Raw genomic sequence first — 22,228 nt, forward strand, 5'->3', positions numbered from 1 at the left:
AGTTGGCTTGCCCTACCGGCAGCCCAACCCAGGATCCCCGCCACGCGCAGCGTGGCGGGGATCAGGTCAAGTGGTGGATGATCGTAGCGACGCATGCCGGCTTGGCCACGTTCTCGAGCTCGACCACGACCTTGAGAACGATGCGTAGTCCTAGCTCGACCTTCTCCGCGGTCTCGAGGGTGACCGTGCCGCGAACTCGTGACCCGACCCTTACGGGGTGCGGGAAGCGGACCGAGTCGAGCCCGTAGTTGAGGACGGACGAGATCCCCTCGACCGCGTACGTCTCGGCGAGGAACGTCGGGATCATCGACAGGGTGAGGTACCCGTGGGCGATCGTCGTCCCGAACGGGCCCTCTGCGGCACGGACAGGATCGACGTGGATCCACTGATGGTCGCCAGTAGCATCAGCGAACAGATCGACGCGGTCCTGGGCGACAATCACCCACTCGCTGGTCCCGAGGACGGTGCCGACCGCCGCCTGCACGGCGTCCATGCCGCTGAAGACCCGCGGCCCGGTCATCGCGCAACCCCCGCCGAGGCCTGCCGGATGATCCTGGCGAAGATGCAAGCACGTCCTTGGGCGCTACCGACCACCTCGACGACTCGCAGGGTTCGACCAGCCTGCAGCGTCTTGGCGACAAAGGCGAACGCTCCATCGCCCCGCATCGGCCGGCCGAACGCGGCGGAGATGGAGGTGGTACGCAGCGCCTCGGCGCCGTCAAGTGTGGCACACGTTGCGGCTGCCTCGGCGGCGCAGATCCCGATGCCTCCGTGCAGAGTCTCGAGGTTGTTGAGCCATGGCGCCGGGTCATCGATGGTCAGCGTCGTGGCAGCGGCTTCTGTCGACACGGTCGCGCCGAGAAGATCGAGCACGTCCGAGCCTGTCAACAGGCGCTCGAGTCTTGGCGCCATTCGATCGGGCGTCGGAAGTGGTACGTAGCGACCGTGCTGGCGTGCGCTGACCAGCATGCGGCCCTGGTCGTCCCGCACCTCACCCTGGGCAAAGCCGGCTGTGCCATCGAGGTCGGTGGCGAGACCGGTCGCATGAAGACCGCTGGCCCCCGTCAGAGGGCCTACGAAGTCGAGGGCGATCTCGACGCTCACCGACCATGACGGGCGCCGCGCAGCACCGACCAGCGCGAAGCCCAGCGTGTCGTCGACGAGCACGCCTAGCGCTCCTGCGGCGAGCTTCCCGTCAGCGCCCAGGGGCAGAACTCCCGCCCGGGTGCGCCCGGTGACGATGTCGCCACGTTCCTCCAGCTCCACACCGAACGCGCGTTCCGGGTGCCCCTGAGTCGCCTTCAGAAGCGCTGAGAAGTCGGGGTCCCGTTCACTTGTCGTCTCGGTCGTCATCAGAGATTCTCCTCGGGGTATCGGCGTCGCTCAGGCGGCGCAGGTGCAAATGGCGGCGAGTTCGGTGCCGATAGCAGCTTCGGACGAGCAGTCGGACGCAGGTGTTGCAATACGAGACGAGGTGCGCCCTACTCGTCAGAAGATCGTGTAGCCGCCGTCCACGACCACTTCGTTGCCCGTGTGGAACGTCAGCGTCGGGTCCGCCAGGAAGGCGGCGACCTCGTGGAACTCTTCGGGCTCGGCCCAGCGTCGTACGGGCGTACGTGCGGTCGTCGCTCTCATGAACGCCTCGTCCTCGCGGAGGTGGGTGTTCATCGCCGTCGCCGTCCAGCCTGGAACGAGGATGTTCACGCGAACCCGGTGCCGTGCCAGTTCGACGGCCATCGTCCGGCCCAGCCCGATAAGCCCGTTCTTGCTCGTGGTGTACGCCGCCTGCCCGACCCCGCCGTACCGCGAGATCATCGACGAGACCACGACCATGCTGCCCCCCTCGCCCCGCTCGATGAAGTGGCGGGCTGCTTCGCGGGCGCACAGGAACGTGCCGTCGAGGTTGGTGCGCAGGACTCGGTGCCATTCGTCGAGGTCGGTGTCGACGAGTGGCGCGGCGGACGCAATGCCAGCGTTGGCGAACAGGCTGTCGACCCGGCCGCGAAGAGCGACCGTCTCCTGCATCGCTTCATGCACGGACGACTCGTCGGCGGTATCGCAGGCGATCGACGACGCGTCGATGCCCACCTCCCGAAGCTCGGCCACAGCCTGCTCGTTGCGAGATGCCGTCCGCGACCAGATCACGACCGAAGCACCGTTTGCCCCGACGCCGTGCGCCATCCCGAGGCCTAGTCCGCTGTTGCCGCCAGTGATGACGACGGTACGGCCTGTCAGGTCCACCATCACGACCTCCCGATTCCAACCAGCCCGGCCAGCTCGCCGCGGTACCAGGCGGGGCTGCCCATGGCCAGTGCATCTGCTCGGGCTCGCTTGAGATAGAGGTGGGCGGGATGCTCCCACGTGAAGCCGATCCCGCCATGCATCTGAACGGATTCCTCGGCCGCGAGCAGCGCAACCTCGCTACAGACGGCCTGAGCCATCGCGCTCGCGACGGGAAGGTCAGCCGCGACTCCTTCGTCGGACGACCCTGCGCAGGCGGCCGCGTAGCGGGCGACCGCTCGCGCTTGCGCAATGGCGGTCCAGAGATCGGCGAGGCGATGCTTGAGCGCCTGGTACGAGCCAAGGGTGCGTCCGAACTGACGTCGCTGCTTGAGATAGTCCACTGTCATCTCGAGCATGCGCTCGGCGATGCCGAGCTGCTCCGACGCCAGCAGGGCTCCCCCCAGCTGGGCCGCGCGCTCGAGGCCGCGGTCGAGCTCCGCGCGTGCCACGATCATTTGCCCCTCGACGTGGTCGAAGACGATGTCGGCAACGCGACGCGTCATGTCCAACGAGGGCGTGGGCGTGATCTGAGCTCGCGCGGCTTCAACCAGCACGAGACCGTCGCTGGTGGGAACCAGAAGGTGGGTTGCTTCCAGGGCACCTGCGACCGTCTTGACCGATCCCGAGAGCACCTGACCGTCCCAGGTCAGTTCGGGGACCGGCGCCAGCGGCGAGGCGAACGGCCATACGACGGCTCCGACGGCTGCCCCAGAAGCGAGCTCGCCGACCAGTTCGACAGCACCGACCTCCTGCGCCAACGCGGTGGCCAGCACGGCGCTGGTGAAGAACGGCACGTCGATCACGCCGCGGCCCAGCTCCTCGAGAACGGTGGCCACCTCGAGCCACGTCGCGCCTGCGCCACCGAACTCCTCCGGCACCGCCAGTGCGGCGATGCCCAGTTCGTCGACGAGAGATGACCAGACCTCTCGCGCAGCGGCGTCGAAGGCCTCCGCCTGATCACTGCGTGTCAGCACGGAGTCGATGGGAGTTCGATCGGCGAGAAGGTCACGGACCGCTGAGCGGAGGTCTTCCTCGACCTCCCCGTAGAGCAGCGACGGCATCTGGGTCACTTCGGCAGGTCCTTCCAGGGAGTGTCCTTGTCAGAGCGTGGCTCGGCCGGAAGGCCCAGCACCCGCTCGGCGATGATGTTGCGCATGATCTCCGAGGTACCACCCTCGATGGAGTTCGCGCGGTTGCGCAGATACCAGTAGGCCGGCACGCGATCCAGCGGCGTCGTGAAGTCCGGGCGGCGAAGCGACCAGTCGTCGTATCTCATCGATTCAGGACCGAGGAGGTCCAGATGCAGCGATGCCGCTTCCTGGGCGAGCGCAGAGTAGGCCAGCTTCAGACCCGATCCTTCAGGGCCAGGAGCACCGACCTCGAGCTGTTGAGCCAGGCGTGCGCTCGTCAGTCGCAGCGCTTCCGCGTCCACCCAGAGACGCATCAAGTCGTCGAAGCACTCCGGCCGACGTGCCTCGGGTTCTTTTCGCCACAACCGCGCCAGTGCGCCGATGGGTCCGTCCTCCCGCGCGCCGACGCCACCACCGATGGCGACGCGCTCGTTCATCAAGGTCGCCTGCGTGACCTTCCAGCCCTCACCGACCTCCCCGAGGCGATTGGCGTCCGGAACTCGGACGTCATCGAGGTAGACCTCGTTGAACTCGGCCTCACCCGTCATCTGCCGCAAGGGACGTACATCGACCCCGGCAGTGGTCAGATCGAGCACGAAATAGGACAGGCCCCGATGTTTGGGCAGGGATGGGTCCGTGCGGACCAGCAGGAGGGCCCATCGCGCGTCGTGAGCGAGCGAGGTCCACACCTTCTGTCCGTTGACGATCCAGGAGTCGCCATCCAGGCGGGCGGAGGCCGAGACGCCGGCCAAGTCCGATCCCGCACCGGGCTCGCTGAAGAGCTGGCACCAGATCTCCTCCCCTGTCCACAACGGGGGAATCCAGCGTTCCTGCTGTTCCCGAGTCGCATAGCGCAGCAACGTCGGAGCAGCCATGCCTAGACCGATTACGTTGCCCTGGGGTCTGTTGTCCGGTGCGCCCACAGCCGCGAGAGCGGCGTCCACGAGTGCTTGGTTCGAGGCATCCACGTCCAGTCCGCCGAGACCCTTCGGGTACTGGACCCAGGCAAGGCCCGCGGCAAAGCGGGCGCGCAGGAAGTCCAAGCGGTCGGTCTGGTCAGGCGGGTTCGCGGTGAGGAGTTCGTCGATCCTCCGCTCGAGGTCGATCGCGACGTCGTTCATATCGACGACCTTGGCGCAGAGAGCCGCGGGAGCGGTGTCGCAACCTGAGTCACCGCGCCTTGGCCGTGTTGCGTCATGCGACACCCGATCCCGTCGAGGCGGCCGTAACTTCGCAGCATCCATACGAAGGAGGTCACATGGACCCACTGACTGATCAACCACCCGTTCGGCGGGTGGCTCCGGTCAACGTCGTCGGAGCCGCTGCGACGGCGTTCCTGCCGGAGCAGGACGCGATGCTCGACGAACTCGTGTTCGACGCCGTGTACGGCGCTCTCCGGGAGTGCGGTCTGCGCAAGCAGGACCTCGGCCTCTCAGTGATCGCGTCGATGGACGTTCTCGACGGCCGAAGCATCTCCAGCGGGCTCACCAACTCCGCCGCCGGCGGCTACCTCGCGGACTCCTTCCGCGTCGAGGGCGATGCCGGCCTTGCCATCATCGCGGCGGCGCAAGCCATCGCAGCAGGGGACGTCGAGGTCGCTGTCGCAGTCGGCGTCCACAACCCGGAGACGTCCGGAGACGCCTTGGCAAGGCGCGCATTCGTCGAGCAGATCTCGAACCTCGGCTTCGAACCGCACTTCGACCGACCCGTCGGGCTCACGGCGAACATGACGTACGCCTTGCACGCGAGCCACCAGCTGGGTCGTCTCGGCACGGACGTCACGACGATGGCGGAGTTCGCCGCTGCAGAGATCAACCAGGGGGCGGGACGGGCACGATCGATACGTCCCTCGGCCACGACCGTCGAGGAGGTTCTCGCGTCGACGCCCATCAGCTGGCCGCTGCATGAGCTGATGCTTCCGGCTGAGTCGACCGGTGCCGTCGCTGTCGTCCTGGCGTCACCCGCACGCGCGGGCCGATGCCTCGGTCGCGACGCCCGCCTGACCGGGCTGGGGCACGCGACTGGGGAGTACACCTGGTCCGGCAACTGGCTCACAGGGCCGGAGGCCACGACCAGGCGCGCCGCCCAGATGGCATACGCACAAGCACGCGTGACGCCGGAGCAGGTGCGCTTGGCCGAGATCTCGGCGCCCACTCCTGCGCTGCACGCGTGCTACCTCGATGCACTCGGTGCCGCGCCGCAGAGCGTGAACGCCAGCGGCGGGTTGCGCAGCAACTACCCCGGCCTGGCGAACGGCGGTCTGCGCCTGCTCGAGGTGATCGAACAGCTCGAGCGTCATGAGGCCGGCACCGTCGGCCTGAGTCATTCCGTCGACACCGAGACAGGCATCGTCTCGGAGGACGCGACCGTCCTGATCGTGGAGGCAGCCTGATGTCCTATCGCGCAGCCGTGGTGGGAGTCGGACTCACCGAAGCCACCTCACCCCGCAAGCAGACGATGTCCACGGTCGAGCTCTGCCAGGTCGCCGCCCAGCGAGCACTCGAGCACAGCGGACTCGATCCCGCCGACATCGACGCCGTCGTCACCGGCAACATCGACGGTTTCGAAGGCACCGTCCTCGGCGGCAAACACATCACCCGCCTGATCGGCCTCGGCCCTCACGTACCACTGATCATCATCAACACCGGAGGCACGACAGGCGGCAATCTGATGCAGGTCGCAGCCCGAATGGTTCGATCTGGGACCCACCGACGGGTGCTGTGCCTCGGGGGCCCGACATTCTTCGGCGCGACCGACCTGCAGAGTGCCATCAACACCAACTCCCCCATGATCATCGAGCAGCCGCTCGGCATGGGCGCGTACCACATGGGTGCCTTCGCCGCGAGCGCCTACCAGGCACGCTACGGCTTGAGCGCCGATGACCTGGCCACCGTGGTCGTGGCAGATCACGACAAAGCCTCCCGCAACCCGTACGCCCACCTGCGCTACACGATGACGCGGGAGGAGGTCCTGGCCGGCCGCCCTCTGGCATCCCCGCTCACCCAGCCGATGGTGTGCCCGGTGTCGACATCCGCGGTCGCGATGCTGGTCGCCGATCCGGAGGACAGCGGCCCACTGCGCACAACTCCCGCTCTCATCAAGGCGATGGGGATGTCTGCCGATCCATATCTCGGCGGCGGCAAGGGCGACTTCTCCACGATGGAGAACCTCGCCAACCTGGCCCGACGGGTCTTCGCCCAGGCGGACATCCGGGACCCGCTTGCCGAGATCGACGTCGCCGAGCTGTTCGCCCCGTACGCCCACATGCAGCCCATGCAGCTCGAGGCGCTCGGATTCGCACGACCCGGTGGCGGTGTCGACCTCATCCGCAGCGGCGCCACCGACCGTAGCGGGCAGCTTCCGGTCAACATGTCGGGTGGGCCGAAGTGCTCCAACGCCGGCGTTGCCGGCGAGCTCGCGCCCTATGCGTACGCCGCCTTGCAGGTCATGGGTGACGCCCCGGATGCCATCCAGGTGGAGGGCGCCCGTAGGTCTCTCGGTCACGGCACCGGGGGTTCCTTCTTCCAGTTCGAGAATCTTGCCGTCTTCGAATCTCTCGCGAGGAGCAACTGACATGACGACGACCATGCCTCCCAACACCGGGGTCACGACTCAGGCGGTGCGCTGGGACCTGCACTACGACATCCACCTCGGAAGCACGTGGAGCCGGTTCATGGACGGGCTCAAGGACCGCAAGATCCTGGCCAACTCCTGCACCGTCTGCGAGCGCGTCTTCGTCCCTCCCCAGGCCTACTGTGAGTCCTGCTTCGAGCCGACGGACAACTGGCGCGAGCTCTCAGGAGAGGGAACTCTCGAGGTCTTCACCGTCGCTTGGCACGGCTTCACCGGTGGCCCGAAACCGCCGTACGCGATCGGCGGCATCCGGCTCGACGGCGCCTCGACGCTCCTGATGCACTGGATCGTCGGCGTCGATTTCACGCCCGAGGCCGACGTCCGAGAGGCGTTGCCCTTCGGCACCCGTGTCAAAGCGGTCTGGGCAGAAGAGCGCAGCGGTCAGATCCTCGATATCGCGCACTTCGTCCCCGTCGACTGAGTTCTCGAGCGCTCACGGTGGCCGCCGGCATCAAGCCGGCGGCCACTTCCTATTGACAGGGTGTCAGGAACGTCGCACCATAGGATTGTGACAGCCACCACACCCCTCCGCGCCTCGCGTGCCGATGCCGATTCCATCCGGACGACGGTCACGCGGATCATGCACGATCGTCAGGTAACACTGCCCGACCATCAGGCCTCGCCGGACGTCATCGAGTCGTGGGCACGATGCGTTCGATACGGGCTCCAGCCCAAGGCAGTCACGCCAGCGCCGGCCCGAGACCGAGAGGCTGATGCGCGCCTGATCGACGTCGTCTCCGACGCCCTGGACAGCCGTCTCGAGAGCGTGCGGAGATCTGGCGTGTGCCTGTCTCTCACCGATGCCGATGGCGTTGTGCTGCGTCAGTGGGTCGGCAACAACGACATCATGCGTGGTTTCGAGAAGATCGACGTCGTCCCGGGGTTCAGTGTCGCAGAGACCGTCGTCGGAAACAGCAGCGGCAGCTCGTTGATCACGCGCCGGCCCACCATCGTTCGAGGGCCTGAGCACTTCGCGCCGCAGTTCGCCGACTTCACGTCGGCCGGCACCGTCATCACTCACCCGGCCAGCCGGCGGGTGGTGGGCAGCCTGAACCTCACCTGCCTGTACGAGGAGACCTCACCGATGGCCCTGTCCTGGGTCTGTGAGATCGTCACTGACATCGAGCGCAAGCTGCTGGACGCCGCGACGACGGCCGAGCAGTTGCTGCTACGGCGCTTCCTCCTCGAGAACCGAGACGCGCGACACGCTGTGGTGGCGGTCAACGCCCAGACCGCCATGACCAACGCAGCTGCGGCGAAGCTGATGGGAAGTGTCGACCAGGCGCAGCTTTGGGCCTACGCGTCGGCCATCCTGGCCGAGCCCGACACTCCTGCGCCGATCGTGACGATGACCGACGGGGCGCGAGTACGCGTTCATCGGTCGGCCGTCGTCGGCGCAGGTGACTCCCTCGGAGTCGTGCTTCGCCTGGCCCGGATCTCCAACGAGCAGAGGCATCGTTCCGGTCCGCTGGTGGAACTCCCGCGGCTGGTCGGCGACGGCCAACGATGGACCGACATGCGGCGGCGGCTGACCAATCTCGGTACGGCTCCGTTGCTCCTGGTTGGCGACGCCGGTGTCGGCAAGGGATCGATCGCCCGCGCCCTGGCAGGAGCCGACAACGTACAGGTCGACGGTGCCGACGGGTGCGCGGCTGCCGAGCTTGTGCGTGCGTCGCTGCCTACGTTGTCAGGTGGGCTGGTCGTTCTGCACTTGGACGACGTGCCGGCAGAGGACGTCGAGGAGCTCGTCGCGATTCTCGGAGCCGTCCCAGCGGGAGTCCGCCTGGTCGCCACGTCGCGCAGATCGCCGGCGAGCGGCGCGATCGATCCGCGTCTCTTGGAGTTCTTCCACGAGATCGTCCCTGTCCCCAACCTCGGTGATCGAGCCGAGGACGTTCCTGCCATCGTGGCCGAGCTCGCGGAGCGCCACAAGGACACGGCGCGGACCATCCACTGGATGCCGGATGCGATCCAGGCACTGACGCGCCGGAGGTGGCCGGAGAACGTACGTTCGCTGGACCGCCTGGTCAAGCACGTCGTCGCAAGCGTGCACCATGACTACATCGGCCTGAAGGACCTGCCTGCCCACGTCACGAGTGGAACCGGGCGCCGCCAGCTCAGCGGTCTCGAACGCGTCGAGGCCGAGGCGATGCTGCAGGCGCTTCGCGACGCATCGTGGAACAAGCAGAAGGCGGCCGAGGCACTGGGCATCGCCCGGTCGACCCTCTACCGGAAGATGCAGGCGCTCGGTCTCGACCGTGACTCGACGTTCTGACCTCCTCAGACGACCGTGTAGCCACCATCAACGAGGTAGTGGGCACCGGTGATGAACGAGGCTTCCGGCGAGCAGAGGAAGACGACCATGGCGGCGACCTCGTCGGCGGTGCCCAGCCGACCGACCGGGTGCGCCGCCTCGGTCCGGGCTCGCACCTCCTCGTCCTGGTGGCCGAGCAGCGGCGTGTCGATGAAACCAGGTCCCACGGCGTTCACCCTGATGCCCGCCGCCGCGTAGTCGAGCGCTGCCACCTTGGTGAGGCCGACGACGGCGTGCTTGGAAGCGACGTACGCGGCACTCGCCCCAGCGGCCACGTGCCCCATCACCGAAGCAAGGTTGACGATCGACCCGCCGCCGGCGCGCTGCATCGCGGGAATCTCAGCCGTGAGGCAACGGAAGATTCCGTCGAGGTTGATGTCGAGGACTCGGCGCCACTGCTCCCACGTCATGTCGCCGACTGGCGCCTTGTCGGGCACCCCGACGCCCGCGGCGTTGACCGCGATGTCAAGTCGACCGCCGCGCGACTCAACGTCGTCCACAGCGGCCAAGACCGAGGCAGCATCACGAACGTCCAGTGGTACGGCGAACGCACCGGGCAGCGAGTCGGCGACCCGCTTGGCGGCCTGGAGGTCCACATCGGCTACCGCCGTCGTCGCCCCGAGAGCGGCGAGTCTGCGAGCACACGCGGCGCCGATGCCGGATCCTCCGCCCGTAACCAGTGCCACCCGTCCTGACATGACGTCATCGTTCATCGTCGCTCCTTAGGTATCGCGGCCCAGGCAAGGCCGTCGATTCGAGCGTGCCCGATGCTGACGCCCTTCGGCTGTCTCGAAACGGGGCACGTTCCTCGAGGCTCGTACGGCGGGGCTTGTCCTGAACTGGGACATCCAGGAACCGCGGTCGGTTCGTAGCGTGCGAGTCACCACACAAGCAACCCGTGCGCTGGGCTGTGGACGTGAATCGGTCCAGCGTGCGGGGTTCATCAGGTCGTCGGTCGCACGAGGTGCGGCGTACACCGATCCGACAACACAGAACCGACGAACCCGGGTCACCGGGAAAGATCAGGAGCAGCCAGTGAATCCCGCAGGATCCGTCGCGCTCATCACCGGAGGAGCCTCCGGGCTGGGGCTTGCCACAGCCACGACACTCGCTGGCCTCGGAGCCCGAGTCGTGCTGGTCGACCTGCCCGGCTCGGCCGGCGCCGAGCGTGCCGCCGAAATGGGCGACGCGGTCCGGTTCGCCCCGGCAGACGTCCGCGACCCCGAGCAGATCGCGGACGCTGTGCAGCTGGCCACCGAGATGGGACCGCTGAGGATCGTGGTCAGCTGCGCCGGTGTCGGCGACCCCGCCCGTACTCTCGGCAAGGACGGGCCGCTCGACCTCGACCGCTTCCGTCGCGTCGTCGACATCAACCTCATCGGAACCTTCAACGTCATCCGGCTGGCCGCAGCAGCGATGGCATCCAACGAACCGGTCGACGGCGAGCGCGGCATCATCATCAACACCGCATCCGTCGCTGCCTTCGACGGCCAGATCGGCCAGGCGTCCTACTCGGCGTCGAAGGGCGGCCTCGTGGGCATGACGTTGCCAGTGGCGCGTGATCTCGCCCAACACCTCATCCGCGTGGTCACGATCGCGCCGGGCATGTTCTCCACCCCGATCCTCGAGGGTCTGAGCGACCAAGCTCGCCGCTCGCTCGAGGAGCAGGTGCCGCACCCAGCACGTCTGGGCAGACCCGACGAGTACGCCGCGCTGGCTGCACATGTGGTCTCCAACGCCATGATCAACGGCGAGACGATCCGTCTCGACGGGGCCATCCGGATGGCCCCCCGATGACGGCGGCTCTGATCACCGGCGCGTCGCGTGGCATCGGGGAGGAGATCGCGCGCCGACTCGCAGCCGAAGGACACGACCTGACGATCAGCGCGCGTGGCCGAGACTCCCTCGACTCGTTGGCCAAGGAGCTCCACGCCCAGCACGGTGTGCGCGTCGAGGTCGCGACGGCCGACATGTCGTCCCACGACGACGTCGTCGCCCTGGCCTCCACTCACCTGGCGGCTCATGACCGACTGGATGTGCTCGTCCTGAACGCCGGGATGGGAGCCATCGGAGCCTTCGCGGACTACCCCGTCCACCGGCTGGACAAGATGTTCAGCGTCAACGTCCGCTCGGGCTACGTCCTTGTGCAGCAGCTGCTGCCTGCGCTCCTTGCCGCCGGCAGCGAGACCGAGCGTGGCGGCAAGGTCATCGCGGTCGCGTCCACGACGGGCCTGGTGGGTGAACCCCTGAACTCGGCGTACGGCGCCACCAAGGCGGCCCTCATCTCCTTGTGCGAGACGTTGGACACCGAGCACTCGCAAGACGGGGTCACCGCGACCGCCGTCTGCCCCGGATACGTCGCTACAGCGATGACAGAGGGCCTTGGCGACAAGGTCGCACAGGACGACATGATCCCGCCCGCGGACGTCGCCGAGGCGGTCATCGGATTGACCCGGCTCTCGTCGCGGACGGTCGTGCCCCGACTGGTGCTGGCCCGTCCCGGCCCCCACATCTGGCGTGCCTGAAGTGGCCCACTCGGCCGTCAATGAGTAGCGGAACGGGACACACCTGACCCCGAGCACCGACCTAGCGTGGTCGACGCGACATCCCCATCCACCCAGCCCTTCCTCCGAGGAGAATCATGAGCACCGCTGTCATCGTCGATGCCGTCCGCACTGCGTCCGGCAAAGGCAAGCCGGGAGGCGCCCTGTCCTCCGTCCACCCGTCCGACCTGCTCGCCCAGACACTCCAAGGGCTACTGGCTCGCAACGATGTCGATCCCGCGAGCATCGACGACATCATCGCCGGCTGCGTCTCGCAGGTGGGCGACCAGGCCCTGAACGTCGCCCGTACGGCGGCCCTGGCCGCGGGACTTCCGGAGTCCGTGCCCGGCACCACGGTGGACCGTCAGTGCGGCTCCAGCCAGCAGGCGGCGCACTTCGCCGCGCAGGGAGTGATGGCCGGGGCGTACGACATCGTCATCGCATGCGGTGTCGAGTCGATGAGCCGCGTCCCGATGGGCGCGAGCTCGCACGGGGGCGATCCTGCCGCGCCGCTGGCTCAGCGCTACCCGGACGGCCTGATCGGACAGGGCATCTCGGCCGAGCTGATCGCCGCCAAGTGGGGGCTGTCCCGCGCGGCGCTCGATGAGTACTCTGCCCGATCCCATGAACTGGCCGCTGCTGCGGTGGCCTCAGGGCGGTTCGACCGCGAGCTGCTGCCGATCGCCCTGCCGGACGGTTCGGTGCACACCGTCGACGAGACCCTCCGGGACTCGACCACGGCCGAAGGTCTGGGGAGCTTGCGCACCTCGTTCGCCACGCCGGAGTTCGAGAAGCGCTTCCCGCAGATCAGCTGGAGCATCACCGCGGGGAACTCCTCGCCGCTCACCGATGCCGCGTCGGCCGTGCTCATCATGAGCGAGGAGCGCGCCAACGAGCTCGGCCTGACCCCGCGTGCCCGCTTCCACTCCTTCGCCGTGACGGGTAGCGACCCGCTCTACATGCTGACCGGTGTCATCCCCGCGACGCAGAAGGTACTCGCCCGTGCCGGCCTCGGGATCGACGACATCGACACCTTCGAGGTCAACGAGGCCTTCGCGCCGGTGCCTCTCTCCTGGCTCGCCGAGACCGGCGCGGACGAGAAGCGCCTCAACCCCTCCGGGGGCGCGATCGCGCTCGGACACGCGTTGGGCGCCTCGGGCACCCGCCTGCTCACCACCATGCTGACCAACCTCGAGGCCACGGGCGGGCGATACGGCCTGCAGACGATGTGCGAGGGCGGCGGCATGGCCAACGCGACGATTATCGAGCGCCTCGGATGAGCATCACGTTCGACTTCACCGGACGGACGGTCGTGGTAACGGGCGCCGCTCAGGGGATCGGCCTCGAGATCGCCTCGATGTTCCACCGCGCCGGCGCCCACGTAGCCGCGGTGGACCGGGACCCCGAAGCGCTTGCCAAATCCTGGCCGGCCGGAACCGAGCGAGTCAGCACCCATGCCCTGGACGTCACCGACGCCGACGCGGTCGGGGCCGCGGTGGCCGACGTCGTGGCTGCCACCGGATCGATCGACGTCGTGGTCAACAACGCCGGCATCACCCGGGACACCGTGGTGTGGAAGATGACCGACGATCAGTGGCGCGCCGTGATCGACGTACACCTGGGTGGAACCTTCAACTTCACCCGGGCCGCGATCCCCACGATGCGGGCAGCCGGGTTCGGCCGGATCATCAACGTGACCTCCTACACGGGTCTCCACGGAACGATTGGGCAGGCCAACTACGCGGCCGCGAAGGGCGGGATCGTCGCTTTCACCAAGACCGTCGCGAAGGAGACCGCCCGTTTCGGCATCACCGTGAATGCCATCTCCCCCAACGCTGCCACCGCCATGGTCCTCGCGGTCGGTGAGGAACGACTGGCGGAGATGACCGCGACTGTCCCCGTCGGTCGCTTCGCCGAACCGGCCGAGATGGCAACCGCTGTCGGGTTTCTGGCCGCGGAGGAGAACGGCTACATCACCGGGGTCGTGCTCCCCGTCGACGGGGGGCTGGCGATGTGATGAGCCCGTGCCGACCAATGAACCGCCAGCGTGTAAATCGCGCCGCGTCCATCCGTACGGGGAGGATCTAGGGTGAAGTCCGTGACCACCCCGCACGATGCCGTACGCAGAATTCGTCTCGACGCAGGCGACCGTCGAGCACAGATCGTCGCCGCCGCCCGCGCTCTGTTCGCACAGCAGCCCTATGACACCGTCTCCACCAGCGACATCGCGGCCGCGGCCGGCACGACGCGTACGAACATCCACTACTACTTCAGCACCAAGCGCGACCTCTTCCTCGAAGTCGTGGAGCAGTTCGCCCGTATCCCTCTCAATGTCGCACTTGCCGAGGAAGATCTCCCAGTGATGACGCTCGTGGACAGGGTCCTCGGGCGGTGGCTGGACGCCGTAGAACGCAACTCCGAGGTCTTCCTCACCATGCTCCATGGCTCGTCGAGCCAAGACCCGCAGGTGAGCGGTGTCCTCCGTACGAGCATGCAAGCCTGGGAGACACACCTGGCGACCATCGTCGGGGTCGATCCGGCGAACTCGACGCACCGGGCGATGGTGCGCTCCTTCCAGGGCATGGTCACATCGTCCACCTCGGAGTGGCTGGTGCACGGCCAGCTCGACAAGGCCGCCGTCCACGCACTGCTCACCCACACCCTCGTCGGCCTCGGCGACGCGGCCCAAGAGATCTCGCCCGACGGCCCTGCCGTCGGCTAACAGCATCCCCGCCCCCGGGTTTGCCGAAAGGAGCAACCATGACGCTGTCAAGCATTGCCGCCCTCCCCCTTCAGCCGAGCGAGGAGGAACGCGTCCTGCGTTCCACAGTGAGCGCCATCGTGGGCAGCTACGGCCACGACTACTACATGAAGACTTCTCAAAGCGGCGAGCCCATGCAGGAGCTGTGGGACCAGCTGGGCCGTCATGGGTTCCTCGGTCTGAACATCCCTGAGGCGTACGGCGGCGGCGGTGCCGGTCTGACCGAGCTGGCGATCGTCCTCGAGGAGCTATCCGCCGGCGGCTGTCCCGAACTGGCCATGGTCCTGTCCCAGGGCATCGCTGGCAGTGTTCTGGCACGTCATGCCAGCGACGAGCAGAAGCAGCGCTATCTGCCAGGGATCGCCAGCGGCGCCGAGAAGTTCGTCTTCGCCCTCACCGAGCCCGACGCGGGCTCGAACTCGCACAACATCACCACCACTGCTCGGCGCGACGGCGAGGAATGGATCGTCCGTGGCACGAAGTACTACATCTCCGGGGTGGACCACTGCGACCACTTCCTGCTCGTCGCGCGCACCGGGACCGACGAGACGACGGGGCGCGGCGAGCTGACCCTGTTCATTGTGGACGACCCCGAGGTCTCGGGCCTTTCCCGGCAGTTGATCCCCACCGCGCTGCAGGCACCGGAGCGGCAGTTCACGCTCTATTTCGATGACGTGCGATTGCCGGCCGATGCCGTTGTCGGGACGGTCGGGCACGGCTTACGTCCCCTTTTTGACGGCCTCAACCCCGAGCGCGTGCTGAGCGCGGTCATCTGCACGGGTGTCGCCCGATATGCACTCGACAAGGCCGTGGCGTACACCAAGGAGCGCCAGGTCTGGGGTGTCCCGATCGCCACCCATCAAGGTGTGCAGCATCCGCTGGCCGAGGCTGCCATCGAGCTCGAAGCCGCGCGTGGGATGACCTGGCGTGCTGCTGCGCTCTTCGACGCCGGACTGCCCGCGGGCGAGGAGGCCAACATGGCGAAGTTCCTCGCGTCCAGGGCGGGCATGAAGGTCCTCGACACTGCCATCCAGGTGCATGGCGGCAACGGGCTCGCGGACGAGTACGGCCTCGCCGATCTCTGGGGCATCGTGCGGCTCCAGCAGGTGGCGCCGGTATCGACGCAGATGGTCCTCAACCACATCGCCCAGCAGACGCTGGGCCTGCCCCGGTCGTACTGATCATGACTATCAGCGACAATGATCTCCGTGCCGAGCTCGCGGGGCGCGAGCTGCCCGGCGGCAGCATCGTCATCGAGCCGCACGAGAGCGTGATCGGCGACCGGGCGCTGCGAGCGAAAGATGCCCCGAGCGACCAGGCCCATCCGCTGTGGTACGTCATCGCCTCGCTTCGAGGCATGGGGATCTCCGTCGACGACCTGTGCCGTCTCGCGCACAAGAGCGAGGGCGACACTCTCCTCTTCGGCAGCTGCGAGGTCGTCCAGGACGTCGCGCTGACTCCAGGAGCCGAGTACGTGACTACCGCGAGGATCGGCGAGGTCGGATCGCGCACCACCCGCGACGGCTCGCGGCTCGACAGCGTCGAGGTCGTCGTCGAGCTGCACCGTGACGGCTCACGCGCCGGGGCCGTGACCTCGGTCTACCTGTTCAAGAGAGGACCACGCCTGTGACCACCGCTCCTGTGACGACCGCGCCTGGCAGTCCATTGCCCGGTCTCCTTGTCGAGAATGTCCGCGCCGAGGACATCACCACCGTCGCCCTCATCTTGCGCGATCCCAACCCGATCCACTTCGACCTCGATGCCGTCGCCCGCGCCGGACTCGGCGACCGGCCCGTCAACCAGGGCGGCTCAACAATGGCCTACGTGATGAACATGCTCATCGCGTGGGCCGGGTCCCGAAGCGCGATCCGCCGGATCTCCTGCACGTTCAGGAGCAACGTCTTCGCCGGTGACGATGTGGAGGTCGGCGGCACCGTCACCGAAGCCCATGACACCGACTCAGGCGTCCTTGTCGAGTGCGATGTCTGGGCCGACGTCGTGGGCGGTCCACGCGCTATCGCCGGCACCGCCACGGTTCTTCTGCCGGGCGCACCGACGCCCTGACGGCCACAACGCGAGCGGCCATCCATGGAGTGCAACCGAGCGCCCCTGATCGCCGGCCCGCGAACTGGGCCACACATTCACCGCGGACCGGCTCGCGGGAGACCGGATCGCCACGCGGCTCGATACGACCTCGGCCGATCGGGCCCGTCAAGAGCCGGGCTGAGACTCTAGGCAGTTTCTCCGGGAGCATCCCGCTGACCTGCAAGAACGCGTGTTTCTCCCCCGTCGCTCCGCCGGGGGAGAAACATGCTCACGTTGGAACCAAGGTAAACGGCGAGTCCGATCGACCATCGCGGAGCTTATGGCGCTCGCCGGCCACTCGACTCCGGGTGCCGCGATGCGCTATCGGCACGCAGCGAGCGACAGGATGCAAGAGCTCGCTTACGACAAGCACGATGACCGACGAGCAACGCATCTCAGTCGCTACCGAGTTTCTGCGGCGCCTTGACCTTGGCGGCGACACCCTCGAGCTGTTGGGTCTGTCCGATTTTTTGTGTAAACGGTCATCGGCTCAGTTGAGTCCTAGGCGGTCGCCGTAGGTCATCGATAGTACGTTGAGGATGGGCTGCCAGCCATTGACTCGACCGGTCGGGTTGTTGCCCTTGTTCTTCTCGCGGTGTCGGATCGCGAGGTAGAGGACCTTCATGGCCGACTGTTCGTCGGGGAAGTGTCCACGTCGTTTGGTCGCGACCCGGAATCGGGCGTTGAGGGACTCGATCGCGTTGGTGGTGTAGATCAGCTTGCGGACCTCGGGCGGGAACTCCAGGAACGGGGCGAACTCGTCCCAGGCGTTGCGCCAGGTCGCGATCATCGCGGGGTAGCGCTCTTCCCAGCGTTCGGTGAAGTCGGCGAACTCGGCCTCCGCGGCGGTGACGGTGGGCGCGGTGTAGATCCGCCGCAGTCCGGTGGTGACCTTCTGCCAGTCCTTACGCGACGAGAGCCTCAGGCTGTTGCGGACCAGGTGGACCACGCAGGTCTGCACCGTTGCTTCGGGCCAGATCGCGCGGATCGAGTCCGGCAGCCCTTTGAGTCCGTCGCAGCACACGATGCAGACGTCGGCCACGCCCCGGTTCTTCAGATCGGACAGCATGGTGGCCCACTGCTTGGAACCCTCGCCGCCGGTCGGTCCGATCCACATCCCGAGCACATCCCGGACCCCCTCGAGGTTGACGCCCATGGCGACGTAGACCGGCCGGTTGCCTACCGATCCGTCGCGGACCTTGAGGAACAGCGCGTCGATCAGGACCACCGGGTAGACCGGGTCCAGCGGTCGCGACTGCCATTCCTGCATCTGCTTGGTGACCTTCTCGGTCACCGTAGAGACCAGGTCGCGGCTGATGGTGGTGTCGTAGACCTCCTCGAGGTGCTCGACGATGTCGCCGGTGGTCATCCCTTTCGCGTACAGGCTGATGACCGCGTCGTCGAACCCGGTCAGCCGGCGCTTGCGCTTGGGCACGATCTGCGGCTCGAACGTACCGGCCCGGTCCCGCGGCACATCGAGCTCGATCTGACCGATCTCGGTGGTCACCGTCTTCGGGCTCGTCCCGTTGCGTGAGTTCCCGGTACCGCGGCCGGTGATCTCGTGCTTGCCGTAGCCGAGGTGGTGATCCATCTCGGCCTGCAACGCCGACTGCAGCACCTGCTTGGTCAGCGCGGTCAACAAGCCATCCTCGCCGGTCAGCTCGATCCCACGCTCCGAGGCAGAAGCCACCAGCTGCTCAGCCAGGGTGGCCATGTCCGGCCCGCAACGGCCGGCACCACCGACCGCCCGGCCGGTCCTCCTGCCCGCTCACGCGGACCGTGATCGTCCATGTCGTTCATGACGTGATGTTCCTTCCACCACGGACCAGATCCGTGGCATCACGCCGAGCCGGTTACACAGAATTCCTGACAGACCCACTACCGGGCAGCGACCGAGCGCCTCGCACCCGGCTCCGAGACAAGCGGCGGCCCAGCGGTCGGGCTCTGAGAGGCCCCGGGGACCACGAACGGCTCCCCGACCGATCCCATGGACGCGCTCCTCGTTCGTCAACGGGGATGTTCTGCGCGCTCCCGTACTTGTCGGGGCTGCTGACGCGCGCGGGGTTCCCCGGCGCCTGAGCCGGGCTCGCTTTGCGGAAACCGAGCCCAAAGTGAGCCTTAAGGCATGTCCTCGGAGATTGACCGCGAAATCCCGAATCGCATCACTGCTGTTCAGAGCCCGTTTTCGTCAGCAATGCGACGCATTCGATGTGATGCGTCATCGGGAACAGGTCGAAGGCGCGCAGCGTGCGCAGCCGGTAGCCGTGCTCGGCGAAGATCGCGACGTCGCGAGCCAGCGCGGCGGGGTCGCAGGCGACGTAGGCGACCTTCTGCGGCGAACGCGCGGCGACGGCGTCGACGACAGCCCGGCGCGCGCCCTCGCGCGGCGGGTCGAGGACGACGAGGTCGAAGGGACCCTCCGCCAGGCCGGCCAGAACGGTGGCGACGTCGCCCGCGGTGACCTCGGCCGAGGGTACGTTGCCGACCGAGAGCGCGGAGGCGGTCTGGTCGCCCTCGACGGCGACGACCCGACCGGACGGACCGACCTCGTCGGCGAGGAAGGCGGAGAAGAGCCCGACGCCGGCGTAGAGGTCCAGGACGCTCTGGCCCGGTGACGGTTCCAACGCGGACAGCACCGCCGAGACCAAGGCCGTCGGCGCACCCGGGTGGACCTGCCAGAAGCCGTCGGAGGCGACCTCGAAGGAGTGCTTCGCTCCCCCGATCTCGACCTTCTCCACGACAGTCCCGGCACCCGCCTCGCGGGCGTCCTCGGCGGCGATCAGGCAGTCGTCGATCGCGATCACGTCATGGGAGCGGTAGCGCCGCATCCCGCGGCCGCCGCCTGGGGCGGTCGCGTAGCGCTGACGAGTGCGCCACCGCAGCCCGTCCACGTCTCCGGGAACCGCCTCGACGACAAGCCCGGCGACCAGGGGGTCCTCGGCGGAGAGGCCGCCCAGCCGGACCAGCTGCTCGCGCAGCACCGTCGCCTTCAGGTCGCGCTGCGCGGACAGCGAGACGTGCTGGAAGTCGCAGCCGCCGCAGAGCCCGGGGCCGGCGTACGGGCAGGGCGGAACCACCCGTTCCGCGGCGGCCGAGAGCACCGAGACCGCGTCGCCGCGCCAGAACCGGTCCCCGGCGGTTCCCTCGGTGATCTCGACGACGACCTGCTCGCCGGGCAGAGCGTGGCGTACGAAGACGACGCGGGACGTGTCGTCGACCGGCACCCGGGCGACGAAGTGACCACCGTGGGCGACCGGGCCGACCTCGACCTCGAACCGGCGGCCGACGTACGACTCGCCCTTGGACGCCTTCGGGCGGGGCCGCCTTCCGCGGCGTGCCTGGGACCGGCTCATCGCCGGCCGCTTCCGCGGCGCAGACCCGGAGCCAGCCAGTATTCCTCGCGCATCTCCTCGGCGCGCTCCTTGCCAGAGGCGAGCTGGTAGGGCACCGAGATGACCATGACGCCCGGGGTGAACAGCAGCCGGCCCTTGAGCCGCAGCGCGGTCTGGTTGTGCAGGAACTGCTCCCACCAGCGGCCCACGACGTACTCGGGGATGTAGACGGCCACGACACCACGCGGGTTGGCGTCACGGATCGCCGAGGCGTACTCCACGACCGGGCGGATCAGCTCGCGGTAGGGAGAGTGCAGCACCTTCAGCGGCATCGGCAGGTTGCGCTCGTCCCACTGCTTGAGCAGCTCGGCGGTGTCGGAGTCGGTGGTCGAGACCGTCACCGCCTCGAGCACGTTGGGGCGGCTCGCCTGCGCGAAGGCCAGCGCCCGCAGGGTCGGCTTGTGGAGCTTGGAGACCAGGACGATCGCGTGGACACGAGTGGGTAGCACGCGGTCACGCTCGTCAGCCGCGAGCTCGAGGGCGACGTTGTCGTAGTGACGGCGGATACCGGTCATGAGCAGGAAGGCGATCGCCATCGCCACGATCGAGATCCACGCGCCGTGGGTGAACTTGGTGATCAGCACGACAACCAGCACGACACCGGTCACCGAGAGACCGAAGGCGTTGATGAGCCGGCTGGTCTGCATCTTCGCCCGGACGACCGGGTCCCGCTCATCGCGGAGAAGCCGGGTCCAGTGCCGCACCATGCCGGTCTGGCCGATCGTGAAGGCCACGAAGACACCGACAATGTAGAGCTGGATCAGGCGGGTCACCTCGGCGTTGAACGCCACGATCAGCAGGATCGAGAAGCCCGCCAGGATCACGATCCCGTTGCTGTAGGCGAGCCGGTCGCCGCGAGCCGCGAAGGCCCGCGGGGCGTAGCCATCCTTGGCCAGGATCGAGGCAAGGACCGGGAAGCCGTTGAACGCGGTGTTGGCCGCCAGCAGCAGGATCAGGCCGGTGGACAGGGTGATCAGGAAGAACCCGGGTGGGAAGCCCTCGAACACCACATGGGCGATCTGGCCGACCAGCGGCGCCTGGTGGTAGTCCACCAGCTGTTCGCCGTTGGGGCCGCGCAGCTGGTGCGCGGGGTCCTCGACCACCTGGGCGTGGATGATGTTCGCCAGCGCCACGATCGACATCGCCAGGGTGATCGCGATCGCACCGAGGAGCGCGAGCGTGGTGGCCGCGTTCTTGCCCTTGGGCTTGCGGAAGGCGGGTACGCCGTTGGCGATCGCCTCGACTCCCGTGAGGGTCGCACATCCCGAGGCGAACGCCCTCAACAGCAGGAAGGCCGCGGCCACCCCCGCGAACCCGTCGGCGAACTCGGGCTCGGCGACCACCTGGAGGTCTGCGCTCTCCGCCCTGCCCAGGCCGCCGCCGAGGAAGTGCTGCCCGAGGCCCCAGGCCACCATGCCGAGCATGGAGAAGATGAAGATGTAGGTCGGGATGGCGAAAGCTGTTCCGGACTCGCGCACGCCACGCAGATTCATCGCGGCCAGAAAGAGGACCGCCAGCGTCGCGATCAGGACCTCATGGCCACGGGCCAGATCGACGGTGGTCGCCAGGTACTGGGCCGCCGAGGAGATCGACACCGCGACCGTCAGCACGTAGTCGACCAGCAGCGCACTCGCGACCGTCAGGGCCGGTTTCGCCCCGAGGTTGGCACCGGCCACCTCGAAGTCTCCCCCACCACTCTGGTAGGCCTGCACGTTCTGCCGGTAGGACAGCACCACCGCCAGCATCACGAACCCGACGATGATCGCGATCTTCCAGGAGAACGTGTAGGCGGTTACGCCCGCCAGCGCGAGGGTCAGGAAGATCTCGTCGGGCGAGTAGGCCACCGACGACAACGGGTCGCTGGCGAACACCGGTAGCGCGATGCGCTTCGGCAGCAGTGTCTCGCCCAGCTGCGAGCTCCGGAGCTTACGGCCGATGAGCAGCCGTTTCGATACATCACCAACACCCACAACCGCAGACGCTACGGCACATGACTGCTTCCGTGCGCTTTCGGACCGCCTCCGGGTGCCGAACACGCCAACTTCGAGGGCGTAGGCGACGCGCAAGGCGGGCGAGTGCAATCATGA

At 67.6% G+C, this 22,228-nt stretch carries 21 protein-coding genes; 12 read left to right on the forward strand and 9 right to left on the reverse strand.

Annotation, left to right across the window (positions count from 1 at the left end):
• Positions 1-61: 61 nt before the first annotated feature.
• The 5 genes from ACFVDI_RS20920 to ACFVDI_RS20940 all read right to left on the reverse strand — a co-directional run bounded on the left by ACFVDI_RS20920 (position 62) and on the right by ACFVDI_RS20940 (position 4,534).
• Entirely contained in the window at positions 62-520 is a 459-nt protein-coding gene (locus ACFVDI_RS20920) for a MaoC family dehydratase (protein ID WP_378909497.1), read from the reverse strand.
• Complete coding sequence (locus ACFVDI_RS20925; protein WP_378909499.1) at positions 517-1,353, reverse strand: PaaI family thioesterase; 837 nt, start codon at positions 1,351-1,353, stop codon at positions 517-519. Before ACFVDI_RS20925 ends, ACFVDI_RS20920 begins: the two co-directional genes overlap by 4 nt.
• Before the next feature lie 135 nt (positions 1,354-1,488).
• Positions 1,489-2,241: an SDR family NAD(P)-dependent oxidoreductase gene (locus ACFVDI_RS20930; protein ID WP_378909503.1), complete on the reverse strand. Its 753-nt coding sequence runs from the start codon at positions 2,239-2,241 to the stop codon at positions 1,489-1,491.
• 2 nt (positions 2,242-2,243) lie between these two features.
• Positions 2,244-3,344, reverse strand: coding sequence for an acyl-CoA dehydrogenase family protein (locus tag ACFVDI_RS20935; RefSeq protein WP_378909595.1), 1,101 nt, complete (start codon positions 3,342-3,344; stop codon positions 2,244-2,246).
• A gap of 5 nt (positions 3,345-3,349) precedes the next feature.
• Positions 3,350-4,534 carry an acyl-CoA dehydrogenase family protein gene (locus ACFVDI_RS20940; protein ID WP_378909507.1) on the reverse strand — a complete coding sequence of 395 codons (1,185 nt, stop codon included), beginning with the start codon at positions 4,532-4,534 and terminating at the stop codon, positions 3,350-3,352.
• Positions 4,535-4,671: 137 nt separating this feature from the next.
• On the opposite strand from ACFVDI_RS20940, the gene ACFVDI_RS20945 reads away from it, so the two are divergent.
• The 4 genes from ACFVDI_RS20945 to ACFVDI_RS20960 all read left to right on the forward strand — a co-directional run bounded on the left by ACFVDI_RS20945 (position 4,672) and on the right by ACFVDI_RS20960 (position 9,321).
• A complete protein-coding gene (locus ACFVDI_RS20945) occupies positions 4,672-5,805 on the forward strand; it encodes a hypothetical protein (protein ID WP_378909510.1) in 1,134 nt (377 codons plus the stop codon).
• A complete protein-coding gene (locus ACFVDI_RS20950) occupies positions 5,805-6,986 on the forward strand; it encodes a thiolase family protein (RefSeq protein WP_378909512.1) in 1,182 nt (393 codons plus the stop codon). The genes ACFVDI_RS20945 and ACFVDI_RS20950 overlap by 1 nt, the downstream gene beginning before the upstream one ends.
• A gap of 1 nt (position 6,987) precedes the next feature.
• Positions 6,988-7,467, forward strand: coding sequence for a Zn-ribbon domain-containing OB-fold protein (locus tag ACFVDI_RS20955; protein ID WP_378909514.1), 480 nt, complete (start codon positions 6,988-6,990; stop codon positions 7,465-7,467).
• 360 nt (positions 7,468-7,827) lie between these two features.
• Positions 7,828-9,321, forward strand: coding sequence for a helix-turn-helix domain-containing protein (locus tag ACFVDI_RS20960; RefSeq protein WP_378909517.1), 1,494 nt, complete (start codon positions 7,828-7,830; stop codon positions 9,319-9,321).
• 5 nt (positions 9,322-9,326) lie between these two features.
• On the opposite strand, the gene ACFVDI_RS20965 is transcribed toward ACFVDI_RS20960, so the two are convergent.
• Complete coding sequence (locus ACFVDI_RS20965) at positions 9,327-10,073, reverse strand: SDR family NAD(P)-dependent oxidoreductase (RefSeq protein WP_378909521.1); 747 nt, start codon at positions 10,071-10,073, stop codon at positions 9,327-9,329.
• Positions 10,074-10,395: 322 nt separating this feature from the next.
• On the opposite strand from ACFVDI_RS20965, the gene ACFVDI_RS20970 reads away from it, so the two are divergent.
• The 8 genes from ACFVDI_RS20970 to ACFVDI_RS21005 all read left to right on the forward strand — a co-directional run bounded on the left by ACFVDI_RS20970 (position 10,396) and on the right by ACFVDI_RS21005 (position 16,728).
• Entirely contained in the window at positions 10,396-11,157 is a 762-nt protein-coding gene (locus ACFVDI_RS20970; RefSeq protein ID WP_378909525.1) for an SDR family NAD(P)-dependent oxidoreductase, read from the forward strand.
• Positions 11,154-11,885, forward strand: coding sequence for an SDR family NAD(P)-dependent oxidoreductase (locus ACFVDI_RS20975; RefSeq protein WP_378909527.1), 732 nt, complete (start codon positions 11,154-11,156; stop codon positions 11,883-11,885). The genes ACFVDI_RS20970 and ACFVDI_RS20975 overlap by 4 nt, the downstream gene beginning before the upstream one ends.
• 116 nt (positions 11,886-12,001) lie before the next feature.
• Complete coding sequence (locus ACFVDI_RS20980) at positions 12,002-13,183, forward strand: thiolase family protein (protein WP_378909531.1); 1,182 nt, start codon at positions 12,002-12,004, stop codon at positions 13,181-13,183.
• The gene (locus tag ACFVDI_RS20985; RefSeq protein WP_378909534.1) at positions 13,180-13,920 is read left to right on the forward strand and encodes an SDR family oxidoreductase; all 741 of its coding nucleotides are present in this window, start codon (positions 13,180-13,182) and stop codon (positions 13,918-13,920) included. Before ACFVDI_RS20980 ends, ACFVDI_RS20985 begins: the two co-directional genes overlap by 4 nt.
• 81 nt (positions 13,921-14,001) lie before the next feature.
• Positions 14,002-14,625, forward strand: a complete 624-nt coding sequence (locus tag ACFVDI_RS20990; protein WP_378909537.1) for a TetR/AcrR family transcriptional regulator — start codon at positions 14,002-14,004, stop codon at positions 14,623-14,625.
• Positions 14,626-14,663: 38 nt separating this feature from the next.
• Positions 14,664-15,845 carry an acyl-CoA dehydrogenase family protein gene (locus ACFVDI_RS20995; RefSeq protein WP_378909539.1) on the forward strand — a complete coding sequence of 394 codons (1,182 nt, stop codon included), beginning with the start codon at positions 14,664-14,666 and terminating at the stop codon, positions 15,843-15,845.
• Between the two features lie 2 nt (positions 15,846-15,847).
• A complete protein-coding gene (locus tag ACFVDI_RS21000) occupies positions 15,848-16,294 on the forward strand; it encodes a hypothetical protein (protein ID WP_378909541.1) in 447 nt (148 codons plus the stop codon).
• Entirely contained in the window at positions 16,291-16,728 is a 438-nt protein-coding gene (locus ACFVDI_RS21005) for a MaoC family dehydratase (protein ID WP_378909544.1), read from the forward strand. The genes ACFVDI_RS21000 and ACFVDI_RS21005 overlap by 4 nt, the downstream gene beginning before the upstream one ends.
• A 511-nt stretch (positions 16,729-17,239) precedes the next feature.
• Here the strand turns inward: ACFVDI_RS21005 and ACFVDI_RS21010 are convergent.
• From ACFVDI_RS21010 to ACFVDI_RS21020, 3 genes are all read right to left on the reverse strand, one after another.
• Positions 17,240-18,463 carry an IS256 family transposase gene (locus ACFVDI_RS21010; protein ID WP_378909548.1) on the reverse strand — a complete coding sequence of 408 codons (1,224 nt, stop codon included), beginning with the start codon at positions 18,461-18,463 and terminating at the stop codon, positions 17,240-17,242.
• 448 nt (positions 18,464-18,911) lie between these two features.
• A complete protein-coding gene (locus ACFVDI_RS21015) occupies positions 18,912-20,102 on the reverse strand; it encodes a class I SAM-dependent RNA methyltransferase (RefSeq protein WP_378909550.1) in 1,191 nt (396 codons plus the stop codon).
• On the reverse strand, positions 20,099-22,111 hold the full coding sequence (locus ACFVDI_RS21020; protein WP_378909553.1) for an APC family permease: 2,013 nt from the start codon (positions 22,109-22,111) through the stop codon (positions 20,099-20,101). The genes ACFVDI_RS21015 and ACFVDI_RS21020 overlap by 4 nt, the downstream gene beginning before the upstream one ends.
• Positions 22,112-22,228: the final 117 nt, after the last annotated feature.

Origin of the sequence: Nocardioides sp. NPDC057767, assembly GCF_042798275.1 — a bacterium.
In the GTDB taxonomy this organism is placed as follows: Bacteria; Actinomycetota; Actinomycetes; order Propionibacteriales; family Nocardioidaceae; genus Nocardioides.

What these genes read in the sequence shown, in the direction of transcription:
- ACFVDI_RS20980 (WP_378909531.1), top strand. Translation starts at nt 12,002, where the DNA reads ATGAGCACCGCTGTCATCGTCGATGCCGTCCGCACTGCGTCCGGCAAA.
- ACFVDI_RS20925 (WP_378909499.1), bottom strand. Translation starts at nt 1,353, where the DNA reads ATGACGACCGAGACGACAAGTGAACGGGACCCCGACTTCTCAGCGCTT.
- ACFVDI_RS21015 (WP_378909550.1), bottom strand. Translation starts at nt 20,102, where the DNA reads ATGAGCCGGTCCCAGGCACGCCGCGGAAGGCGGCCCCGCCCGAAGGCG.
- ACFVDI_RS20985 (WP_378909534.1), top strand. Translation starts at nt 13,180, where the DNA reads ATGAGCATCACGTTCGACTTCACCGGACGGACGGTCGTGGTAACGGGC.
- ACFVDI_RS21000 (WP_378909541.1), top strand. Translation starts at nt 15,848, where the DNA reads ATGACTATCAGCGACAATGATCTCCGTGCCGAGCTCGCGGGGCGCGAG.
- ACFVDI_RS21010 (WP_378909548.1), bottom strand. Translation starts at nt 18,463, where the DNA reads ATGGCCACCCTGGCTGAGCAGCTGGTGGCTTCTGCCTCGGAGCGTGGG.
- ACFVDI_RS20945 (WP_378909510.1), top strand. Translation starts at nt 4,672, where the DNA reads ATGGACCCACTGACTGATCAACCACCCGTTCGGCGGGTGGCTCCGGTC.
- ACFVDI_RS20965 (WP_378909521.1), bottom strand. Translation starts at nt 10,073, where the DNA reads ATGAACGATGACGTCATGTCAGGACGGGTGGCACTGGTTACGGGCGGA.
- ACFVDI_RS20920 (WP_378909497.1), bottom strand. Translation starts at nt 520, where the DNA reads ATGACCGGGCCGCGGGTCTTCAGCGGCATGGACGCCGTGCAGGCGGCG.
- ACFVDI_RS20935 (WP_378909595.1), bottom strand. Translation starts at nt 3,344, where the DNA reads ATGCCGTCGCTGCTCTACGGGGAGGTCGAGGAAGACCTCCGCTCAGCG.
- ACFVDI_RS20975 (WP_378909527.1), top strand. Translation starts at nt 11,154, where the DNA reads ATGACGGCGGCTCTGATCACCGGCGCGTCGCGTGGCATCGGGGAGGAG.
- ACFVDI_RS20940 (WP_378909507.1), bottom strand. Translation starts at nt 4,534, where the DNA reads ATGAACGACGTCGCGATCGACCTCGAGCGGAGGATCGACGAACTCCTC.
- ACFVDI_RS20995 (WP_378909539.1), top strand. Translation starts at nt 14,664, where the DNA reads ATGACGCTGTCAAGCATTGCCGCCCTCCCCCTTCAGCCGAGCGAGGAG.
- ACFVDI_RS20950 (WP_378909512.1), top strand. Translation starts at nt 5,805, where the DNA reads ATGTCCTATCGCGCAGCCGTGGTGGGAGTCGGACTCACCGAAGCCACC.
- ACFVDI_RS20955 (WP_378909514.1), top strand. Translation starts at nt 6,988, where the DNA reads ATGACGACGACCATGCCTCCCAACACCGGGGTCACGACTCAGGCGGTG.